The sequence below is a fragment of the Propionispora hippei DSM 15287 genome (genome assembly GCF_900141835.1).
Lineage (GTDB): Bacteria > Bacillota > Negativicutes > Propionisporales > Propionisporaceae > Propionispora > Propionispora hippei.
Window position 1 is genome coordinate 138,458 of the sequence record NZ_FQZD01000005.1, and the last position, 18,172, is coordinate 156,629.

Genomic DNA, 18,172 nt, shown 5'->3' on the forward strand with positions numbered 1-18,172 from the left:
CTTAGCCGTGTTGATTCTGCCGGAAATATGCGGCAGACAGGTTAATATTCCAGCAGTGCTTGCGTTTCCAGCCAGGTACGGACGCCGGCGATTACTTTTTTGGCGGCCGGCGATATGGCGGTAAGTGAGGGGGCGGCAATGCCGATGGTACGAAAATGAGGTTTTTCCAGTTCCAGCGTATGCAGGCCATCGGCCAGGCGGAACAGTACCATTTCCGGCAATATGCTGATGCCTAGGCCGCTTTGCACCATGGCGATAATCGTCCGGTCTTCGGCTACCTCAAATTTGACTTTAGGAACAATTTTGTTTTTTTGCAGCAGCCGCCGGACATCATCGTCTTTGCCCCAGGCCGGCATAATAAACGGTTCGTTTTTTATTTCGGCAAAGGTAATGAAGGGCTTTTTACCCAGCGGGTGACCGAGCGGGAGAATGCAGAGCATCCGGTCACGGTTCAGCGGCATGATTTCGAAGGCTTTGGAGGAAGGTGCGGAAATAAAGCCAAAATCCACCGAACCGTTGGCAATCCAGCGATCAATGTCGTCGTAATCGCCTTCCAGCAGTTTTAATTCGATAGAAGGATGCTGACGTTGAAATTCCTGCAGGATGGGAGGGAGCCACTGAGTGGAAACACTGGCGAATGATCCAATCCGCACCGTGCCGGTTTCCAGGCCGTTAATTGCGGCTACTTCCTGTTTCAGCCGTTCATTCGCCTGCAAAATATCCCGGACATACCGCAGCAGCCGTTCGCCGTTGCTGGTTAGCCGGATACCCGCACGATCCCGGATGAGCAGTAAAAAACCAAACTCCGCCTCCAGGCTGGCGATGGCGTGGCTGACGCCGGACTGGGTCAGATTGAGCGCTTCCGCTGTTTTGGTAAGACTGCCAAGTTCTACTGTATTCAGAAACACTTGGTATTTGGTAATCGACATAACGGTCACCTCATTATTTTTTTTCATTTATCATATTATAAAGATTCTCTTTTCTAATGATAAGTATATACGTATACTAGGAAATAGGCAATCTTTGCTAGCTAAAAGAATGTGGGGAAATGTCGATATGACTGCACAGCGAAAAGCGGATCTGTTACTGGTGCTGGTAACTTTATGTTGGGGATCATCCTATTTGTTTATGAAGCTGGGATTAGCTTCTTTACAGGAATTTAATCTGATCGGGCTGCGTTTTGGCATCGCTTTCGTGGTGGCGGCGGTAATCTTTAACCGCCGGCTGCGCAATCTGGACCGTAAAGTTCTTAAGGCCTCGCTATTTTTGGGGTCGTTGTTGTTTGCCTGCTTTGTGGCAATTGTATTTGGCGTAAAACATACAACTACCGCTAATGCCGGTTTCTTAATCAGCCTATCAGTTATTTTCGTACCGGTTTTTTCGGCGGTACTGTTGAAAAAAGCGCCACAGCGCAAGGTATGGTGCGGAGCGCTGGCGGCATTAACCGGCATCGGTCTGCTTACGCTGCAGAGCCGGTTGAGCATCAATGCCGGTGACGGCTGGTGTATTGCCGGCGCGGCCTTGTATGGGGCTTATATTATTGTGACAGGCATATTGACTCAAAAGGTGGATTCGATTACGCTGGGCGTATTGCAGCTTGGCGTTGCCGGCGGCTGGGGATTTGCCGTATCGGCTTTAACCGAGACACCCAAGCTGCCGGCAACACTGGAGAACTGGCTGTTTGTGCTTGGTCTGAGCCTGTTATGCAGCGCTTTTGGCTTTATTGGTCAGACGGCGGCCCAACGGTATACAACAGCCGCTCACACAGGATTGATTTTCTCGCTGGAGCCGATTTTTGCCGCCCTCTTTGCTTTTCTGTTTACCGGTGAGACATTGACGCTGCAGGGCTATTTTGGTGCCACCGTGGTTCTGGCTGGCGTGGTAAGCGTGGAACTGGACAGCAGTATGCTCAAAAATCTACTGTCGACCTCCCTGCATGCTGCAAGAAAATATTGACCGGTTAGACTATGTCATAAATAAACAATGCGTTGCTTCGCAAGCTATGGCGAAGCAACGCATTGTTTATTTTTATATTTTTATTTATAACAAATCGACAAAATTTTTTCGTTTACCGGAAAGAGCTGTTAGGGCTTTTGCTGTTAAAGACTGGTAGTTAGCAAATCAACCGCCGTCATGGCCATGGCCTTAGCGCCTACCAGCAGGCGTTCCTGCGCGTAGGGAGAGCCTGCTGCCAGGGCAAATTCCGGAGTATGGGCGGTTAATGGGCTGCCGATGACAATATCGGGATGAATGGTGGGCACGGCGTGGCTCACATTGCCTACATCGGTGGAGCCATCGGCATCCTGTGACTTAAGGCGCGTGACTGGTTCACCGAGCAGCATCATGTTGTTCTGGTATAGCTGCAGTAGTTTGGGATGATTGAGCAGTTCTTTAAACAGCGGTTCATAGTGACAGGTTTCTACTGCCGTACCGGTTGCCAGGGCCACTCCCTGGGCAAGGCGCTGTACGGCCGGCAGGATAGTGGTTTCCAGATAGTACGAAGACAAGGCGCGGACGGTAAATTTGGCTTCCGCTTCAGCCGGGACGATATTGGGAGCGACACCGCCTTTGGTAATCATGCCGGCGATGATATTCTCCTGGGTAAAGGTATGCCGGAGCTGCTGCAAGCCCTGATAAAACATGACCAGCGCATCAAGAGCATTACTGCCTTTATCGGTCTTGCTGGCTACGTGGGCCGACCGGCCGCGGAAGGTCACCTGCAGTGGATGAGAGGCATAGGAAGTACCGCCCAGATTGTTGGCATCTCCCGGGTGAACAATCAGCGCGGCTGTCAGTTCGTCAAAAACACCGTCATTTGCCATACTGACTTTGGCACCGCTGGTTTCTTCGGCTGGGCAGCCGATTAAACAGGAAACGGCTTGGTTACCGGCTACTTCGGCAAAAGCTGCCGCCGCGCCCCAACTCATGGCGGCGATTAAATTGTGACCACAGGCATGCCCCAAACCCGGCAGGGCGTCATACTCAGCTAAAAAAGCTATTTTAGGGCCGGAATGTCCTTTTTTGGCGATGAAAGCCGTCTCATAGCCGCTAATTGCTTGTTGAACGGTAAAATTTCTCTGCCGGGCAGCCTCCATCAGGCGTTGAGCTGCCTGATGCTCCTGGCCGCCAAGCTCCGGATTCTGATGCAGAAAGAGGCTGATGGCCTCCAATTCCGGCCGCATGGCATCAATGATGGCGATAACCTGTCTTTTTTTGGCGTGTGTATCCATTGGGCACCTCCATTTCAGGGGTTTGATGAAAGTTCTGGGAGACCGCGGGTTTAGTGAGCCTGCCGGAAAAAGACCCGTCAGGATGTGCAGTGTGAATTAATCGCGGTTCGCTAATCTATTGTTGCTGTCTCGGTAACAGCAAAGCTGTTTGCGGCAGAGTCCAGCTCTGCCGCAATACCGAAAGGCAGCGTTGCTTTTTCGCTGGTATGGCCGAAGTAGAAGCGGGACAGTACCGGAACCGGCAGTTGTCCCAGCCGTTCTTGTAGTACCTCTTCGGTCGTAAAGCCGGGAGTATCGTCGGCGTCATCGCAGTCGGCGCACATGTCGAACACAATGCCTGCTGCCGCTTGCAGCTTGCCGGCCAGCAAGAGCTGGGTCAGCATCCGGTCAAGCCGGTAGGGAGCTTCGCCCACCTCTTCCAGGCAAAGAATTTTGCCGGCTGTATCCAGTTCGTAAGGGGTTCCCAGGGTGGAAACGATCAGGCTTAGGTTGCCGCCGGCCAGTATTCCCTGCGCTTTTCCCGCCGCAAGCCAGGAGGGGGAAGCGGTGCAGGCCGGATTTGAAAGCCGGCCCAGCGGTTGGTCATTCATAACGGCCCGGCTGAACCCGTTCCAGGTATAGTCGGGCATCTCATGGCCCATATCGGAGGCGACCATGGGACCGTGAAAGGTAACCAGCCCGCTGCGCTGGCCGATGGCGGTATGCAAAGCCGTTATATCGCTGTAGCCGACAAAAACCTTGGGATGGGTTCGAATTAGTTCATAGTCGAGCAAGTCTAAGAGGCGCATGGTGCCGTAGCCGCCACGCAGGCAGAGTATGCCGTCGATGTTGGGATCAGCAAACATGGCATGAATATCGGCGGCGCGCTCTCTGTCCGGACCGGATAAGAAGCCTGCCTTCTGGTCACAGGAATGACCCACCTGCAGGGAAAAACCTTTTGCGCGCAGCAATTCAAGGCCTGCTGCAGCCACCTGGGCATCGCCGGGGCTGGCCGGAGCGATGATACCAAGGGTGGCGCCGGGACGGAGACGCCGGGGTTTTATGCGAGAACTGACTTGCATACGTCGCTCACCTCGTTATGGCTGATTTAAGGAAGAGCCTGATCTAAGCAACAGGCTCCGGAAGTTATTTTTCAATATAAGCCGTTTTAAAGTCCGCCGGACCAAGGATGGACCAGAAATAACCCTTTACATAGGGTTTAGCCACATAGGGTTGTGTCGTATAATAGATGGGCATGATTACGGCATCGGCAAACAGCAGTTGTTCGGCATCGTGCATGGCCTTCATCCGGACGGATTGATCATTGGTTGACTGTGCCTGTTCAACCAGCCGGTTATAGACCGGATTGTGGTATTTGGCGTCATTGCCGGAATCTCTGAACACATCAATAAACGTCATGGGGTCGGCATAATCGCCTACCCAGGAAGCACGGGCAACCTGAAACTGACCCTGTGTCCGCGACTCCAGGAATACTTTGGACTCCTGGTTGGTCAGGCTTACCTCAACGCCTAAATTCTGTTTCCACATTTCCTGGATGGCTTCGGCAATGGCTTTATGGAGTTCGCTGGTATTATATAATATGGTAATCGGCGGCAGCCCCTTCCCGTCAGGATAACCGGCTTCGGCCAGCAGTTTTTTTGCCTGGTCGGTATTTTCCGTCACATAGTTGCCGCCTTCCTCGCGGAAGTCCTTCCCGGTGGCCGGATTGATCAATCCCGGTGCTACCCAGGCATAAGCCGGCCTTTTACCGCCTTTGATAACGTTCGTGACCAAGGCTTCCCGGTTGATAGCCAGGGAAAAGGCCTGCCGGACCTTGGGGTTATCGAAGGGCGGTTGCTTGGTATTAAATACATAGTAATAATCACCCAGATAGGGCGAGATGCTAAGTAAGCCTTCCTGCTTCAGCCGGTCATGCTCGCTGACCGGCGGTTCCACCATCATATCGACCTGGTTGTTTTCGACCATGGACAGGCGGGTTGCCTGGGAATCGCTGATGGGCCATTCCATTTTAGCCAGCTTGACGCTGGCGGCATCCCAGTAGGCATCGTTTTTGGCAAAATCAATTTGACCGTTATGTACCCAGTTGGTTACTTTAAACGGACCGTTGCCGACCAAGGTGGCCACATCGGTGGCCCAGGAATCGGGATGGGCGGTTACCGTTTCTTCATGGACCGGATAGAAGGCATGAAAGGCTACCAAGCTGAGAAAATAAGCAGTCGGTTTTTCCAGAGTCACTTCCAACGTATGGGCATCAACCGCTTTAACGCCCAGTTGGTCGGCAGACGCCTGTTTTCCATTATATGCCTCAGCCTGTTTGATGGGGAACAGCATATAAGCATTTTCCGAAGCAAAGTCGGGATTTAGTACCCGCTTCCAGGCAAAGACAAAGTTCTGGGCGGTGACCGGATCACCGTTTGACCATTTGGCATCGGTGCGTAAATGAAATACATAGGTCAGGCCGTCGGCCGAAACATCCCAGCTTTCGGCTACTCCTGGCACTGGCTGGTCCTTGGCGTCCAGACGGGTAAGGCCCTCAAAAATCTGGAGTTCGGCCAGTGATTCGGGAATGGCCGTAGACTTGCCGGGGTCCAGAGTGGCCGGTTCGGCTTCCAGCGCGTAGCGGAGCACCTGTTCGTTACTGGTAGTTTTGCCGCAGCCTGTGCTTAAGGCCGTCAACAAGATGGCCGCCAGCAAAAAGGTAAGTAGTTTTCTGAAAGACATGACAGTTCCTCCTCTGTTTTATATAACAATTGTCAGCAATTGGTCCTGGCGGAAGGTGTATGGCTGTACTCAAAAATCGCCCGGCCAATTTGCGCCACCAATTGCAGGCCCTGATAATTAGCCGGTAAGCCGGCAGTCATCACACTGATGAGATAAGGACCGCCGGCAGAAAACAAAATACCGGCGTCGTGCTCTACGCCGTCCAGCGTTCCTGTCTTGTGGGCGATGGCAATATCTTCGGGAAGATAAAAAGGGAGCTTATCGCGGATTTGCTGTCGTTTCAGGATATTCAGCATCAGCTTGCCGTATTCCGGCGGCAGCGTCGTCTGTTGGTACATGATTTCCAGCAGTTTGGCTATATCGGCGGCAGAGGTGTGGTTTTCCTGCCCGGCCCGGGCGGCGGCAAAATCCATCATCCGGCGGCGCAAGACGGTATTGGTAAGACCGAGCTGTTCAGCCGTGTTATTGACAGCAGCCAGACCAAGCCGATTTAGCAGCAGATTGGTGGCCGTGTTATCACTGATGACAATCATCAGTGTGACTAGCTCCTGGACTGTCAGGGCAATTCCCGGACGCAGCTCCTGCAAGATGCCGGCACCGCCCACCCGGACGGCTTCCGTTACCTCCAGGAGCTCCTCCAGGGCGAGCAGGCCCTGGGAAGCTTGGCGCATCACTTCATACATAATCGGCAGCTTGATCATGCTGGCAGCAGGAAATACCTGATCCGGGTTTAGCGCGAATTGGCGGCCGCTGGGAAGGTGCCTGACCAGCAGGGCCTGCTGGCAGGGACAGGTGGTTAGTATTTGTTGAATGGTTTGCTCCAATTGTTTCATCTATTGATCTCCTTTGGTTATATAAGTTGAATTAAGAATGGTTAGTTCAGCTTATATAGATGACAGGCGGTAAAGTGGCCTGCAATCAGCTCGGTGAGAACCGGTTCCTGTTGGCGGCATACCGGCATGGCATGCCGGCAGCGGGTGTGAAACCGGCAGCCTGGCGGTGGATTGACCGGACTGGGAATTTCGCCGGACAGCCGAAGCCGCTGCCCGGCTATTGAGGAAGCCAGCTTGGGTATGGCTGATAACAAGGCCTGGGTATAGGGGTGCTGGGGCCGTTTGTACAGCTCGCTGCTGGGCGCCAGTTCAACCAGCTTGCCCAGATACATGACGGCTATGCGGCTACTCATATGCTTGACCATAGCCAGATCGTGGGCAATAAAGAGATAAGTGAGACCCAGGTCGGCTTGCAGCCGCTCCAATAAATTGACGATTTGCGCCTGGATGGAAACATCCAGGGCCGAGATGGGTTCGTCACATACGATAAAGCCGGGGTTGACCGCCAAAGCGCGGGCAATTCCAACCCGTTGACGCTGGCCGCCGCTGAACTCGTGGGGATACCGGTTCCGGTAACCGGCCGCCAGGCCAACCAGGGACAACAGCTCATCAATTCGTTCGGATCGCGCTTTCCCGGCAGCCAAACCATGGATGTCCAACGGTTCACCAATGATATCGCCAATAGTCATCCGCGGATTGAGCGAAGCATAGGGGTCCTGAAAAACCATCTGCATGTCGCGGCGCAGCTCTTTTTCCGAAGTATAGGCCGCGATATCCCTGCCTTTAAATAAGACTTGACCTGCCGTTGGGCGGTATAGCTGAAGCAGTGTCCGTCCGGCCGTCGATTTGCCGCAGCCGCTTTCTCCAACCAAACCGAGGGTTTCACCCTTAGACAAGGTAAAACTTATACCGTCCACTGCTTTGACGTAAGCGGCTGGTCGCCCCAGCCAATCTCTCCGGGCAGTGAAGTATTTCTTTAGATGCCTTACTTCCAGTAGTATTTCCTGTTCCTGCATAAATTCAATCACTCCCTGTCCGGCTTGGGCGCAGCGGGATGCTGCAGCCAGCAAGCGAGGCTGTGTTTCGCATGAAGCTTTATGGTTTCCGGATAGTCTTCAGTGCAGATTTGCATGGCCTGGGGACAGCGGGGATGGAATGGACAGCCGGCCGAGGGCTGTAACAGATTGGGCGGCTGCCCGTCGATGATGGCCAGCGGCTTTTTCTCATCGTTGTCCAGACGGGGAACCGCCGCTAACAGTCCTTTGGTATAAGGATGTTGAGGGTTGGCGAACAGCTCGGCCGTAGCTGCCGATTCAACGATCTTTCCGGCATACATAACATGGACCTGGCTGCATAGTTCGGCCACTGCGCCAAGGTCATGGGAAATAAAGAGAATCGCTGTGTTAAATTTGACTTGAAGCTCTCTGAGCAAATCCAGTATTTGGGCCTGCAAGGTCACATCCAGAGCTGTTGTCGGTTCGTCAGCCAGGAGCAAGCGGGGGTTGCAGGCGAGCGCCATTGCGATCATAGCCCGCTGCCGCATGCCGCCGCTAAACTGATGGGGATAGTTCCTGCTGCGTTCCCGCGCCGCAGGAATACCCACCACTTCCAGGAGTTCAACAACTCGTTCGGCGGCTTGCCGTTTACTCAGTTTTTGATGCAGTTCCAGGGATTCGGCAATTTGTCTTCCCACTGTGAGTACCGGATTCAGGGAGGTCATGGGGTCTTGAAAAATCATGCTGATTGTATTGCCGCGAATTTTTTCCAAGGCTGTTTCCGGCAATTGCAGCAAATCGGTGCCGGCAAAATCGATCTTGCCGGAGGCATAGCGTCCGGGCGGCCTGGTAATTAACTGCATGATGGCATGGGCCGTAACGCTTTTGCCGCAGCCTGATTCGCCGACCAGGCCGACGGCCTCGCCGGGCAGCATGGTTAAGGAAATACCGCGGACGGCCTGAACTTGGCCGGCATAAGTATCAAAAGCTACAGCCAAATTGTCAATAGTGAGCAGGGGTTGCATAAGAGGTCCCTCCTTAGGGGCTGTTTTCAAACTAACGGAATGAGCCATGGCGAGTGATTTTTGCGCCAGACAAGGCATACCCTAAAGGGCACGCGAAATTTTGCGAGAATAGTGGCTCCCTATTTCAAAAAAATTAACGAAGTATGGCACAAAAAGCGCCGGCAGGGAACGTTTCGGATAGTTTGAAACCATTCACTATCGCCTTACGCGGGGATCAAGAGCATCCCGCAGGCCATCGCCGAGAAAATTAAAGGCCAGCATGGTTAGGCAAATGGCCAGGGAAGGGAAAAGAAGCTGGAACGGATAGGAACGCAGGCTGGTAACCCCGTCGGAAGCCAACACGCCCCAGCTTGCCAGCGGGGCAGCTACACCAAGCCCGATGAAGCTTAAAAAGGCCTCTGTGAAGATAGCCTCCGGTATGGTCAGCGTCATGGTGATAACGATAGGCCCCAGGCTGTTGGGCAGCAGGTGGCGCAGCAAAATGCGCCAGTGGCCGGCGCCCAGCGAGCGGGCCGCCAATACGTAATCTTGTTCTTTTAGCTGCAGGATTTGCCCCCGGACAATACGGGCCATATTCAGCCAGTAGGCAATGCCGAGCGCAATGAAAATATTGGTCAGCCCCGGCTTTAAGATGACCATCAGCAAAATAACATACAATAAGACTGGAATCCCGTACAGCACGTCGACAATGTGCATCATGATCCGGTCGATCCGTCCGCCGAAAAAGCCGGCAATGCCGCCGTACAAAACCCCCAGGGTCAGATTGATTAGGCTGGCGACAAAACCGATGGCCAGAGAGATGCGGGCGCCATAGAGTACCCGGATAAACAGGTCCCGGCCTAGACTGTCGGTGCCGAACCAATGGGCGGCGCTGGGCGGCTGATTGACCGCCTGGAGGTTCTGGTCGGAATAGCTGAGACTGGAAAAGCAAGGACCCAGGACGGCCAGCAGCAGGATGACGATGATGGCATACAGTCCGGCCATGGCCAGCTTGTTTTCTTTCAATCGATGCCAGGCAGTCTGCTCAGGCACCGGCAGAAGCAGGGGTGGCTGCCGGTCACGGGATAACGGTTTAAATAAGTCACTGCTCATTGGCATGGCTATTCCTCTCCTTTTGTAGTCAACTGTATCCGCGGATTTAAGAGCGGATAGATAAGATCGACCAGCAGGTTGAACAGGATAACCAGGGCGCTGTAAAATACGGTGATACCCAGAATGACGGTGTAATCCCTGTTGTAAATACTGGTGACAAAATGCCGTCCCAGACCGGGAATAGCAAAGATATTTTCAATAACGAAACTGCCTGTGATAATGGAGGCGGCCATCGGTCCGAGATAAGTTACCACCGGAATCAAGGCGTTTTTCAACGCATGACGGAATAAGATGGCTGTTTGGGATAATCCTTTGGCTTTCGCTGTCTTAATATAGTCCTGGGCCAGTACTTCCAGCAGGCTCGACCGGGTGAGGCGGGCAATAAAGGCTGCCGGCTGACTGGCCAGTGCCAAAGCCGGTAAAATCATATGGGCCGGTCCGTTCCAGAGTGCTGCAGGCAGCCATTGCAGCTTAATGGCAAACAGGTAAATCAACAGGGTGGCAAAGACGAAACCGGGGACAGATACGCCCAGCGTCGCCAGCAACATAGTCAGGTAGTCCTGCCAACTATTTTGGCGCAACGCAGCCACGGCACCGGCCGGAATGCCGAAGAGAACGGCCAAGACAATACTAAGACTGCCCAATTGCAGAGAGATCGGAAAGCTTTCCTGAATGATGGCATTGACCGTACGTCCTTCGTATTTAAATGAAGGACCTAAATCAAATGAGGCCAAATGGACGACGTAATCCCGGTATTGCTGCCATAAGGGGTCGTTGAGACGATACCGCTCTTCAATATTTTTTTTCACCGTCGGCGAAAGGTTCTTTTCGCCGGTAAAAGGGCCGCCGGGGATGGAATGCATTAAAAGAAAGGTAATGGTTACAATGGCCAGCAGGACTACCAGGGAGCTGAGTAGACGATGTAGAATGTAACGCAGCAAAAACAAGTCACTCCTTTTCTAAAACGAAAGAGGTATACTCGCTGTATACCTCTTTCGTCCAACGGTATCGGATCTGTTGCCATATATGCTTTCAATAAAAGCCACCGGGTATGCGTCCGGCAGGCAGCAGAAAAAAGCGGTATTATAAGAATAAAAGGATATTCGTTGAAAAAAGGACAAAGTCCTGCTCCTTGGGTGGAATAATGGGTATATCCTGTAGAATCTTCGGCCTGAGAGTATGTTTACGTATCCACGTATTCTTCACAATAGGGTGTCTAGGACGCTGCTTTATGAACCTGCCGGTGCCGGCCGGCAGGGTGAGCGGATTTTTTGCCTGGCAGGGAAGTAAAGTCGCAGGAATACTTGGACTATTCCCGGTTTTTTGCTGACCTAGTCTGAAGGAAAGAACTGTCACGATGACAGTGTGCGTAAATTCGTGGTTCTTAAGTGAAATATTGTGCAATATTTGTTGTTGACGGCCGTAGCAAAAAGGGAATTTTCCGTAAGGGATAGAAAAGGGAGAAAGGAAATATGCAGTTATTCTTTTTATTCTTTCCCGAAAGGACTTTGTAATGAATTATATATTACTAACGGCTATCAGTTCGGCGGCCGGAACATTTTCTTTAAGTTTGGTATATGTATACCTGTATGTTTTATATAGAGAAAGACATATCGGACTGTGGGCGTTATCCTGGATTATTTTTTTGCTCCGGAATATTCTATTTGATTTTGGTGTGCTGCAGTGGAAGCACTCGCTGTGGGAATTTAACTTGTATCAATTGCTGTTTAACGCCAGCGGTATTGTATTTGTCTGGGGAATTTACCTGTTTAACAACAGGAAAATTCATAAGGGCTGGCTATATGGGGTGGTTTTATCGGTTGTGGCAACGGCTTTGCTGGCGCTGCTGCCTGTACCGCAGTTATATAAGCTTTTGCCCACCGCCTGGTATGGCGGCGTGGTGCTGCTGTGGATCGGCATATTCTTTTTGTTCCATATGGAAGGCTCCGGCTTTGGACAACAGGTTACCGGCTATGCGTTTTTCCTCTGGGGTTCGCTTACCCTGATCTTCCCCTTATTTCCGGGTTGGATGACTTGGATTGTGCCGTTGGCGGGGCTGCTTCGTGTCACTATTGCCGCAGGCACGATTATTGTGTATTTTGAAAAGACCAGGCAGGACTTAATTAATAAAGAATTGCCCTATCGCCTGTTCGCGGAAAATGCCGCCGATATTATTTACCGGTTTAAAGTAGGCCCGGTTCCTGTTTTTGAATATATCAGTCCTGCCGCTTTGACGGTTACAGGCTATGCTGTAGAGGAGTTTTACCGGGAGGGGAGTTTGTTCGGAACCTTGCTGCATCCGTTTGAACTGCCGCAGCAGCAAGAGGACACTGGACCGCGAATTTTTTCCATACAGCGCAAGGACGGGGTAGCTATCTGGGCCGAGCAGACAGTCACATATATTCGCGATAGTGAGGGAAAGGTCATGGCGGTGGAAGGGATTGTCCGTGATATTACGTCCCGCAGGAAGCTGGAGACTATTGCCGAACGGGCGGATAAAATGAATGTGGTTGGGCAGATGGCCGTCAGTGTAGCTCATGAAATTCGCAATCCTTTGACCACCGTCCGGGGCTATTTGCAGTTTATGGCCTATAAAAAAGGCGATAAGGCGCTGGAAAGCTGTTACGAAATTTTAATTGAAGAACTGGACAGAGCCAATGATATTATCAGTGAGTATTTGCTATTGGCGAAAGAAAAACGGGCTAAACTGCAGCATTGTTCTTTGAATAAAGTCATTCATGCTATTTACCCGTTGCTGGAAACGCTGGCTACCGTCGATAAAGCAGCCCTCCGCCTTCAATTAGCGCCGGTTCCCGAGGTATTGCTTGATGAGAACGAAATCAGACAATTGTTGCTTAATCTGGTCCGTAACGCTATTGAGGCCATGGCACACAGGGGAGGCCTGGTACAAATCCGTACTTATAGGGAAGCGGAGCAGGTGGTTTTGGCTGTCAGCGACGATGGTCCGGGTATACCGGCTCATTTGCTGGAACAACTGGGAACGCCGTTTCTGACCACCAAAGACACGGGAACAGGCTTAGGGTTATCCATTTGCTATCGTATTGTGCACCGCCACGGGGCTGTGATGAAGGTGAAAACAGACCCGGCAGGAACCGAATTCTTAATATATTTTAAATTGACCATTTAAAAAACTAACCGGTTTGAAGGTATCTAAACAGATGCTTCAAGCCGGTTTATTTTTTTCTCTTTTTCCGTTGTCGGCTGTGGGGCTTTCTCAGGCGCTTGCCTGGAGAAGGAAGGTGAGACGATGAAGCCGTGAAGGCTTTTGCAGTCTGTCAGCCAGCATGATAAGGAAAGGAGAAATGTAGTGTGGAAAAGAGTTGTCAAATTCTCGGCGAACCTCAGGCAATACAGCAAGGACAGGTGCAAATTGGTGTTGCCCGGACGGAGGAGGAAAAAAGTGATATTTATCGTTTCCGCTATCGTATTTATGTGGAGGAAATGGGTAAATTGCCCGCAATACAAGGCCGGGAGGCCTTGCTGTATGATGAACTGGATGAATGGGGCCTGCTCTTATATGCCCGGGCCGGCCACGAAATTGTCGGCACTATGCGGGTCAATATCGGCACAAGAGAACAGTTTTCACCAAGCTGGCAAACCATGTTAGCCTTGGAAAGATTCCAACGGTTTTACGGCAAGGAAAAACAGCCGCTTTTTTCCTATAGTTCAAAATTTATGATTGCTCCGCGTTACCGTAATTCGGCAATGTCCTATTTGCTGCCGTCCCGCGGCTATGAACTGGAATGCAGTCAGGGAGTCGAGTTTAGTTTTGGCTTATGTAATTTGTATTTGCTGCGCCTGTATGAGCAATTTGGCTTTCGGCGTTTTGGCGGGCATATTGAGGATGCTGAGTTCGGCCTGTTGTCGCCTTTCGTACTGTTGGTCAATGACATAGCCCATTTGAAGGCTGTTCGGTCTCCCTATTACCGGCTGGCGCGCAAGCGGGCCGCCGATACCGGCAGCAAGGATTGGTTTTATCATGAATTTACGGAAAATTCAGATATAATTAACAGCCAATTAATTACGGACGAAGGGCTATGGGAATACCTGACGGGTCGTCTGGATGACCGTCCGGAACAGATAATGACCCTGCTGCGGGGACTGTCGGCCAGGGAAGGGCAAAAACTGGTCGGCGCCTGCGGTGTGGTGGTGCGTTGTTCGGCCGGGGAAACCATCGTACGGCAAGGCAGCAGCAGTTATGATGTCAATGTGGTGATTACCGGTCAGGTACAGGCCCGGGATGGCTCCGTTGTTTACCCCGGTGAAGCTTTCGGTACGAACGGGCTGTTGGTTCATCCGCGGCAGGAAAGAGAAATCACCGCTAAAACCAATGCCGAAATATTAGTCCTATCCAGTTTGTCCTTTGCCAAATTTGCCCACAACGATCCGGCGACGGCACACCGGGTTATCATTAATTTGAGTCAAGGCAGCTAGGTAACCTAGAAATAACAAATGACCAGGAACTATGGTTCCTGGTCATTTGTTATTTGCAACGGTTGAGGATGGCGGTTTCTAAGCAAAGCATGGGGCCAGTCGATGATATTGTTTAAAAGATTAATAATGGTAGGGTCAAATAATTTTCGCTTGCCCTCCAGCAGCTTAAATAATGCTTCCTGAGGAGTACAACCGCCAATGATCAGATGGTCATAGTGATCAGCGATGGCAATAATTTTGGCAAACTCAATAATTTGATCCCTTTTCAAGCCTAAGGGGAATCCCTTTCCATCATAACGTTCATGATGCTGTAAGCAGGTCAGCGCCACAACCATGGGAATTTGTGCATTGCTGCGCATTTTAATGAATCCGTTCAGCGGATGTTGACGGTCGTCTTCCTTCAATACTCCTCCCATGCCGCAATCATGCAGAATACCGGCCATAGCGAGATATTCAAGATTAAGCATGTCGTAGTGGCAAATCATTCCAATATAAAGGGCGATGATAGTTACCCGCAGACTATGATTATATAATTTTTCATCTTGCGCATCCTGGTCCAAAAATTGTTGTACGTAAGGCTTTTCCAATACCGTGTAAATGATAGACTCAAATGTTTCGGCGCTTGATTGTAGTCTTAGCATATTTTGCTGGCGGATACCGTTTGTCAGGCGTTGGATGGTTAGCAGCGTTTGCTGCACTGGAAACTCAGGTCGTGGCGGAGGTGGCGGAGCAGGAGGCTCTTCGGCTTGGATTTCTACCTTTTGAATGTTAAAACGCTTAAGCCTGTTGATGCAGGATTGCGTCAATGTAACACCGGCACCGACCAGAATCACTCCCCGGACATCACAAATAGTTTGACTGCAAATCATGCCCGCCTCTAATTTATCAATATCAATTGCTTCCATGACATTATACCCCTATCTTTAATTCAGACTGAATGGAGTTGATCACAGAAAGAATCATTTCATTTTTCAATGGTTTGGTCAGTACGGCAAAGGCGCCGGCAGTCATGCACTCCTTATAGACGGCAGGTTGGCTGCCTAAAGCGCTTATTATAACAAGGACTGCTTTATTGTCTATTTCGGATATAATTTTCAGTAAGGCAATTCCGTCTGGCGGCGGCATAACGATACCTGTGAAAATGATATCCGGTTGAAACGAACGGTGCTTCTCCAGGGCTTCGATACCGTTGGCTGCTTCCGCATATTCACATGAAAGATGGGCTTCGATCATTTTTTTTAGGGAGTTGCGAAACAATCTGGAATCGTCTACAATCAATATCCGCGGCATACTATTGCCCCCCGTACAAAACATAAGTAGCGTACTAAAAACAGCATGTTAAAAGGCTTATTCGTGCTTCCGGGGAATTTTTCCTACAGTGGAGGTGCCTTTTAAGAAAACTTCTTAGGTAAAGTTGAATAATTTGGTGAAAGCCTTTCTTTAATTACAAGTCTATGTCCAACCCGACAGGGCAATGGTCGCTGCCCATGACTTCCGGATAGATGGTGGCTTCCTTAACCGCTTGCTTGAGCTTGCCGGAAACAAGAAAGTAATCAATGCGCCATCCGATATTGCGGGCCCGGGCATTCATCATATAGGACCACCAGGTGTAGGCATCCTGCTTGTCCGGATATAGATGGCGGAAGGAGTCGGTAAAGCCGGCTTCAAGCAAAAGCGTCATTTTGGCCCGCTCCTCATCGGTAAAACCGGCGTTTTTCCGGTTGGCTTTCGGATTTTTTATATCAATTTCCTTGTGAGCCACATTCATGTCGCCGCAGACAATCACCGGCTTGCTGCTGTCAAGTCGCATGAGATAGGCTTGGAAATCCTCTTCCCATTTCATCCGGTAGTCGAGTCTGGCTAAACCGCGTTGTGAGTTGGGCGTATATACGTTTACCAGATAGAACCTGTCAAATTCCAGGGTAAGTACCCGGCCTTCCTGGTCATGCTCTTCTATCTGTATGCCACGGGTACAGGCCAGCGGTGCAAGGCGCGTGAACACGGCTGTGCCGGAGTAACCTTTCTTTATTGCGCTGTTCCAGTACTGCTCATAGCCGGAAAGCTGCAAATCGATCTGTTCCGGCTGCAGCTTTGACTCTTGAATGCAGAAAATATCCGCGTCGGCAGTATTGAAAAAATCCATAAATCCTTTGGTCAGGCAAGCTCTTAGTCCATTTACGTTCCATGATAATAACTTCATAATTTTACCTCAATCAAAGATTTTGTGTTATTATAACAAACAAAATAAGGGTTGCCAAGTAAGAAAATGTTGCATTTTTCTTAAATTTGGCGTTTAATAAAGATATAAATGATAATAATTATCGTTTATATAAAATAACTTTTAATTGGGCATATAGATAAGTGCTGTATGGCAAATAGTACATATACATAAATGGAGAGAGGATGTGCTACTATGGAATATCGTATTGAAAAGGACTCAATGGGGGAGATCAAAGTACCGGCGGATAAGCTGTGGGGAGCGCAGACGCAGCGCAGCTTTGAGAATTTTCAAATCGGTACGGAAAAAATACCGGCAGAACTGGTGACGGTATTTGGCGTGCTTAAAAAGGCGGCAGCTTTAGTCAATCAGGAACTGGGGCTGTTGGATGATGTCCGGGCCGATGCCATTATCCGGGCTTGCGACGATCTGTTGGCGGATAAGCTGGCGGGAAATTTTCCGCTGGCCGTGTGGCAGACCGGCAGCGGCACACAGTTTAATATGAATATCAATGAAGTAGTGGCCCACCGGGCCGAACAAATTCTGGCGGAAGCGGGGGCCAACGTAAAGGTCCATCCCAACGACCATGTCAATCGCTCGCAAAGTTCCAACGATATTTTCCCCACGGCGCTCCATGTGGCAGGGCTTACCCTGGTCCGCAAGCAATTGTTGCCGGCACTGGACGGACTGATTGGGACGCTGGCGGCTAAAGCGGCGGAATTCAAGGATGTCGTTAAGATCGGCCGGACCCACTTGATGGATGCCACGCCGCTAACCTTAGGCCAGGAAATCAGTGGCTGGGTGGGGATGCTGGAACGGAATAAAATCATGCTGACCACGGGACTTGATTTTTTACGCAATCTGGCGATGGGCGGCACGGCGGTAGGAACCGGGATCAATACGCACCCGGACTTTGCCGTTAAGGTAGCGGCTGCGATTAGCCGGCTTACCGGCGAGGCGTTTCAGACTTCGCCCAATAAGTTTCATGCCCTTACCAGCAAGGACGAAATGACGGTGGTGCACGGCATGCTGAAAGCGCTGGCGGCGGATCTGATGAAAATTGCCAACGATGTGCGCTGGCTGGCCAGCGGTCCGCGCTGCGGGATCGGGGAAATTACCATTCCGGAAAACGAGCCGGGCAGCTCCATTATGCCGTCCAAGGTAAACCCAACCCAGGCAGAAGCGCTGACCATGATTGTGACGCAGGTTTTTGGCAATGATACGACCGTTGCCTTTGCCGCTAGCCAGGGTAATTTTCAGCTGAACGTATTTATGCCTGTCATTGCCTATAATTTCATTCAAACTGTACGCCTGTTAAGCGACGGAATGAATTCCTTCAACCGCAACTGCGCGGTGGGGATAGAACCAAACCGGAATAAGATCGCTCATAATCTGCAGCAATCGCTTATTTTGATTACCGGACTGGTGCCTTTAATCGGCTATGACAAAGCGGCGGAAATTGCCAAGAAAGCCGCCCACGAAGGGATTACGCTAAAGGCAGCGGCTTTGGCTACCGGCTATGTGAACGAGGCGGACTATGATTATCATATGGACCCGGCCCGTCTGATTCAATCCAATAAATGAATTCAATAGATAGCAAAGA

General features: G+C 50.9%; 16 protein-coding genes. 4 read left to right on the top strand and 12 right to left on the bottom strand.

The genetic code is table 11. The annotated features are described in order from the left end of the window. Positions 1 to 41: 41 nt before the first annotated feature. Positions 42 to 929 (bottom strand): LysR family transcriptional regulator, encoded by an 888-nt coding sequence (locus F3H20_RS02605; RefSeq protein WP_149733414.1) that lies wholly within the window; start codon positions 927 to 929, stop codon positions 42 to 44. Between the two features lie 127 nt (positions 930 to 1,056). Here F3H20_RS02605 and F3H20_RS02610 point away from each other — a divergent pair, with 127 nt between their 5' ends. Then, the gene (locus F3H20_RS02610) at positions 1,057 to 1,956 is read left to right on the top strand and encodes a DMT family transporter (protein ID WP_149733415.1); all 900 of its coding nucleotides are present in this window, start codon (positions 1,057 to 1,059) and stop codon (positions 1,954 to 1,956) included. 143 nt (positions 1,957 to 2,099) lie between these two features. On the opposite strand, the gene F3H20_RS02615 is transcribed toward F3H20_RS02610, so the two are convergent. From F3H20_RS02615 to F3H20_RS02650, 8 genes are all read right to left on the bottom strand, one after another. Beyond that, complete coding sequence (locus F3H20_RS02615; RefSeq protein WP_149733416.1) at positions 2,100 to 3,230, bottom strand: amidohydrolase; 1,131 nt, start codon at positions 3,228 to 3,230, stop codon at positions 2,100 to 2,102. A gap of 110 nt (positions 3,231 to 3,340) precedes the next feature. Continuing rightward, complete coding sequence (locus tag F3H20_RS02620) at positions 3,341 to 4,291, bottom strand: S66 peptidase family protein (protein WP_149733417.1); 951 nt, start codon at positions 4,289 to 4,291, stop codon at positions 3,341 to 3,343. A 64-nt stretch (positions 4,292 to 4,355) separates the two neighbouring features. Further along, a complete protein-coding gene (locus F3H20_RS02625; RefSeq protein ID WP_149733418.1) occupies positions 4,356 to 5,951 on the bottom strand; it encodes a peptide ABC transporter substrate-binding protein in 1,596 nt (531 codons plus the stop codon). A gap of 32 nt (positions 5,952 to 5,983) precedes the next feature. Then, positions 5,984 to 6,784: a serine hydrolase gene (locus tag F3H20_RS02630; RefSeq protein WP_149733419.1), complete on the bottom strand. Its 801-nt coding sequence runs from the start codon at positions 6,782 to 6,784 to the stop codon at positions 5,984 to 5,986. A 41-nt stretch (positions 6,785 to 6,825) separates the two neighbouring features. Then, on the bottom strand, positions 6,826 to 7,800 hold the full coding sequence (locus F3H20_RS02635) for an ABC transporter ATP-binding protein (RefSeq protein WP_149733420.1): 975 nt from the start codon (positions 7,798 to 7,800) through the stop codon (positions 6,826 to 6,828). Positions 7,801 to 7,808: 8 nt separating this feature from the next. Further along, entirely contained in the window at positions 7,809 to 8,804 is a 996-nt protein-coding gene (locus tag F3H20_RS02640; protein ID WP_149733421.1) for an ABC transporter ATP-binding protein, read from the bottom strand. Positions 8,805 to 8,999: 195 nt separating this feature from the next. After that, positions 9,000 to 9,902, bottom strand: coding sequence for an ABC transporter permease (locus F3H20_RS02645; protein WP_149733422.1), 903 nt, complete (start codon positions 9,900 to 9,902; stop codon positions 9,000 to 9,002). Between the two features lie 2 nt (positions 9,903 to 9,904). Further along, positions 9,905 to 10,837, bottom strand: a complete 933-nt coding sequence (locus F3H20_RS02650) for an ABC transporter permease (protein ID WP_149733423.1) — start codon at positions 10,835 to 10,837, stop codon at positions 9,905 to 9,907. A gap of 572 nt (positions 10,838 to 11,409) precedes the next feature. On the opposite strand from F3H20_RS02650, the gene F3H20_RS02655 reads away from it, so the two are divergent. Both F3H20_RS02655 and F3H20_RS02660 read left to right on the top strand, forming a co-directional pair. Continuing rightward, a complete protein-coding gene (locus tag F3H20_RS02655; protein ID WP_149733424.1) occupies positions 11,410 to 13,044 on the top strand; it encodes a two-component system sensor histidine kinase NtrB in 1,635 nt (544 codons plus the stop codon). A gap of 182 nt (positions 13,045 to 13,226) precedes the next feature. After that, on the top strand, positions 13,227 to 14,351 hold the full coding sequence (locus F3H20_RS02660) for a GNAT family N-acyltransferase (RefSeq protein ID WP_223191575.1): 1,125 nt from the start codon (positions 13,227 to 13,229) through the stop codon (positions 14,349 to 14,351). 29 nt (positions 14,352 to 14,380) lie between these two features. Here F3H20_RS02660 and F3H20_RS02665 read toward each other — a convergent pair whose 3' ends face one another. The 3 genes from F3H20_RS02665 to F3H20_RS02675 all read right to left on the bottom strand — a co-directional run bounded on the left by F3H20_RS02665 (position 14,381) and on the right by F3H20_RS02675 (position 16,551). After that, positions 14,381 to 15,256, bottom strand: a complete 876-nt coding sequence (locus F3H20_RS02665) for an HD-GYP domain-containing protein (protein WP_149733425.1) — start codon at positions 15,254 to 15,256, stop codon at positions 14,381 to 14,383. Between the two features lie 4 nt (positions 15,257 to 15,260). Continuing rightward, entirely contained in the window at positions 15,261 to 15,641 is a 381-nt protein-coding gene (locus tag F3H20_RS02670; RefSeq protein WP_188128172.1) for a response regulator transcription factor, read from the bottom strand. Between the two features lie 154 nt (positions 15,642 to 15,795). Beyond that, positions 15,796 to 16,551 (bottom strand): exodeoxyribonuclease III, encoded by a 756-nt coding sequence (locus F3H20_RS02675; protein ID WP_149733427.1) that lies wholly within the window; start codon positions 16,549 to 16,551, stop codon positions 15,796 to 15,798. 213 nt (positions 16,552 to 16,764) lie between these two features. Between F3H20_RS02675 and fumC the strand changes: the two genes are divergently transcribed. Continuing rightward, positions 16,765 to 18,153, top strand: a complete 1,389-nt coding sequence (fumC, locus tag F3H20_RS02680; protein WP_149733428.1) for a class II fumarate hydratase — start codon at positions 16,765 to 16,767, stop codon at positions 18,151 to 18,153. The last annotated feature ends 19 nt before the right edge of the window (positions 18,154 to 18,172 follow it).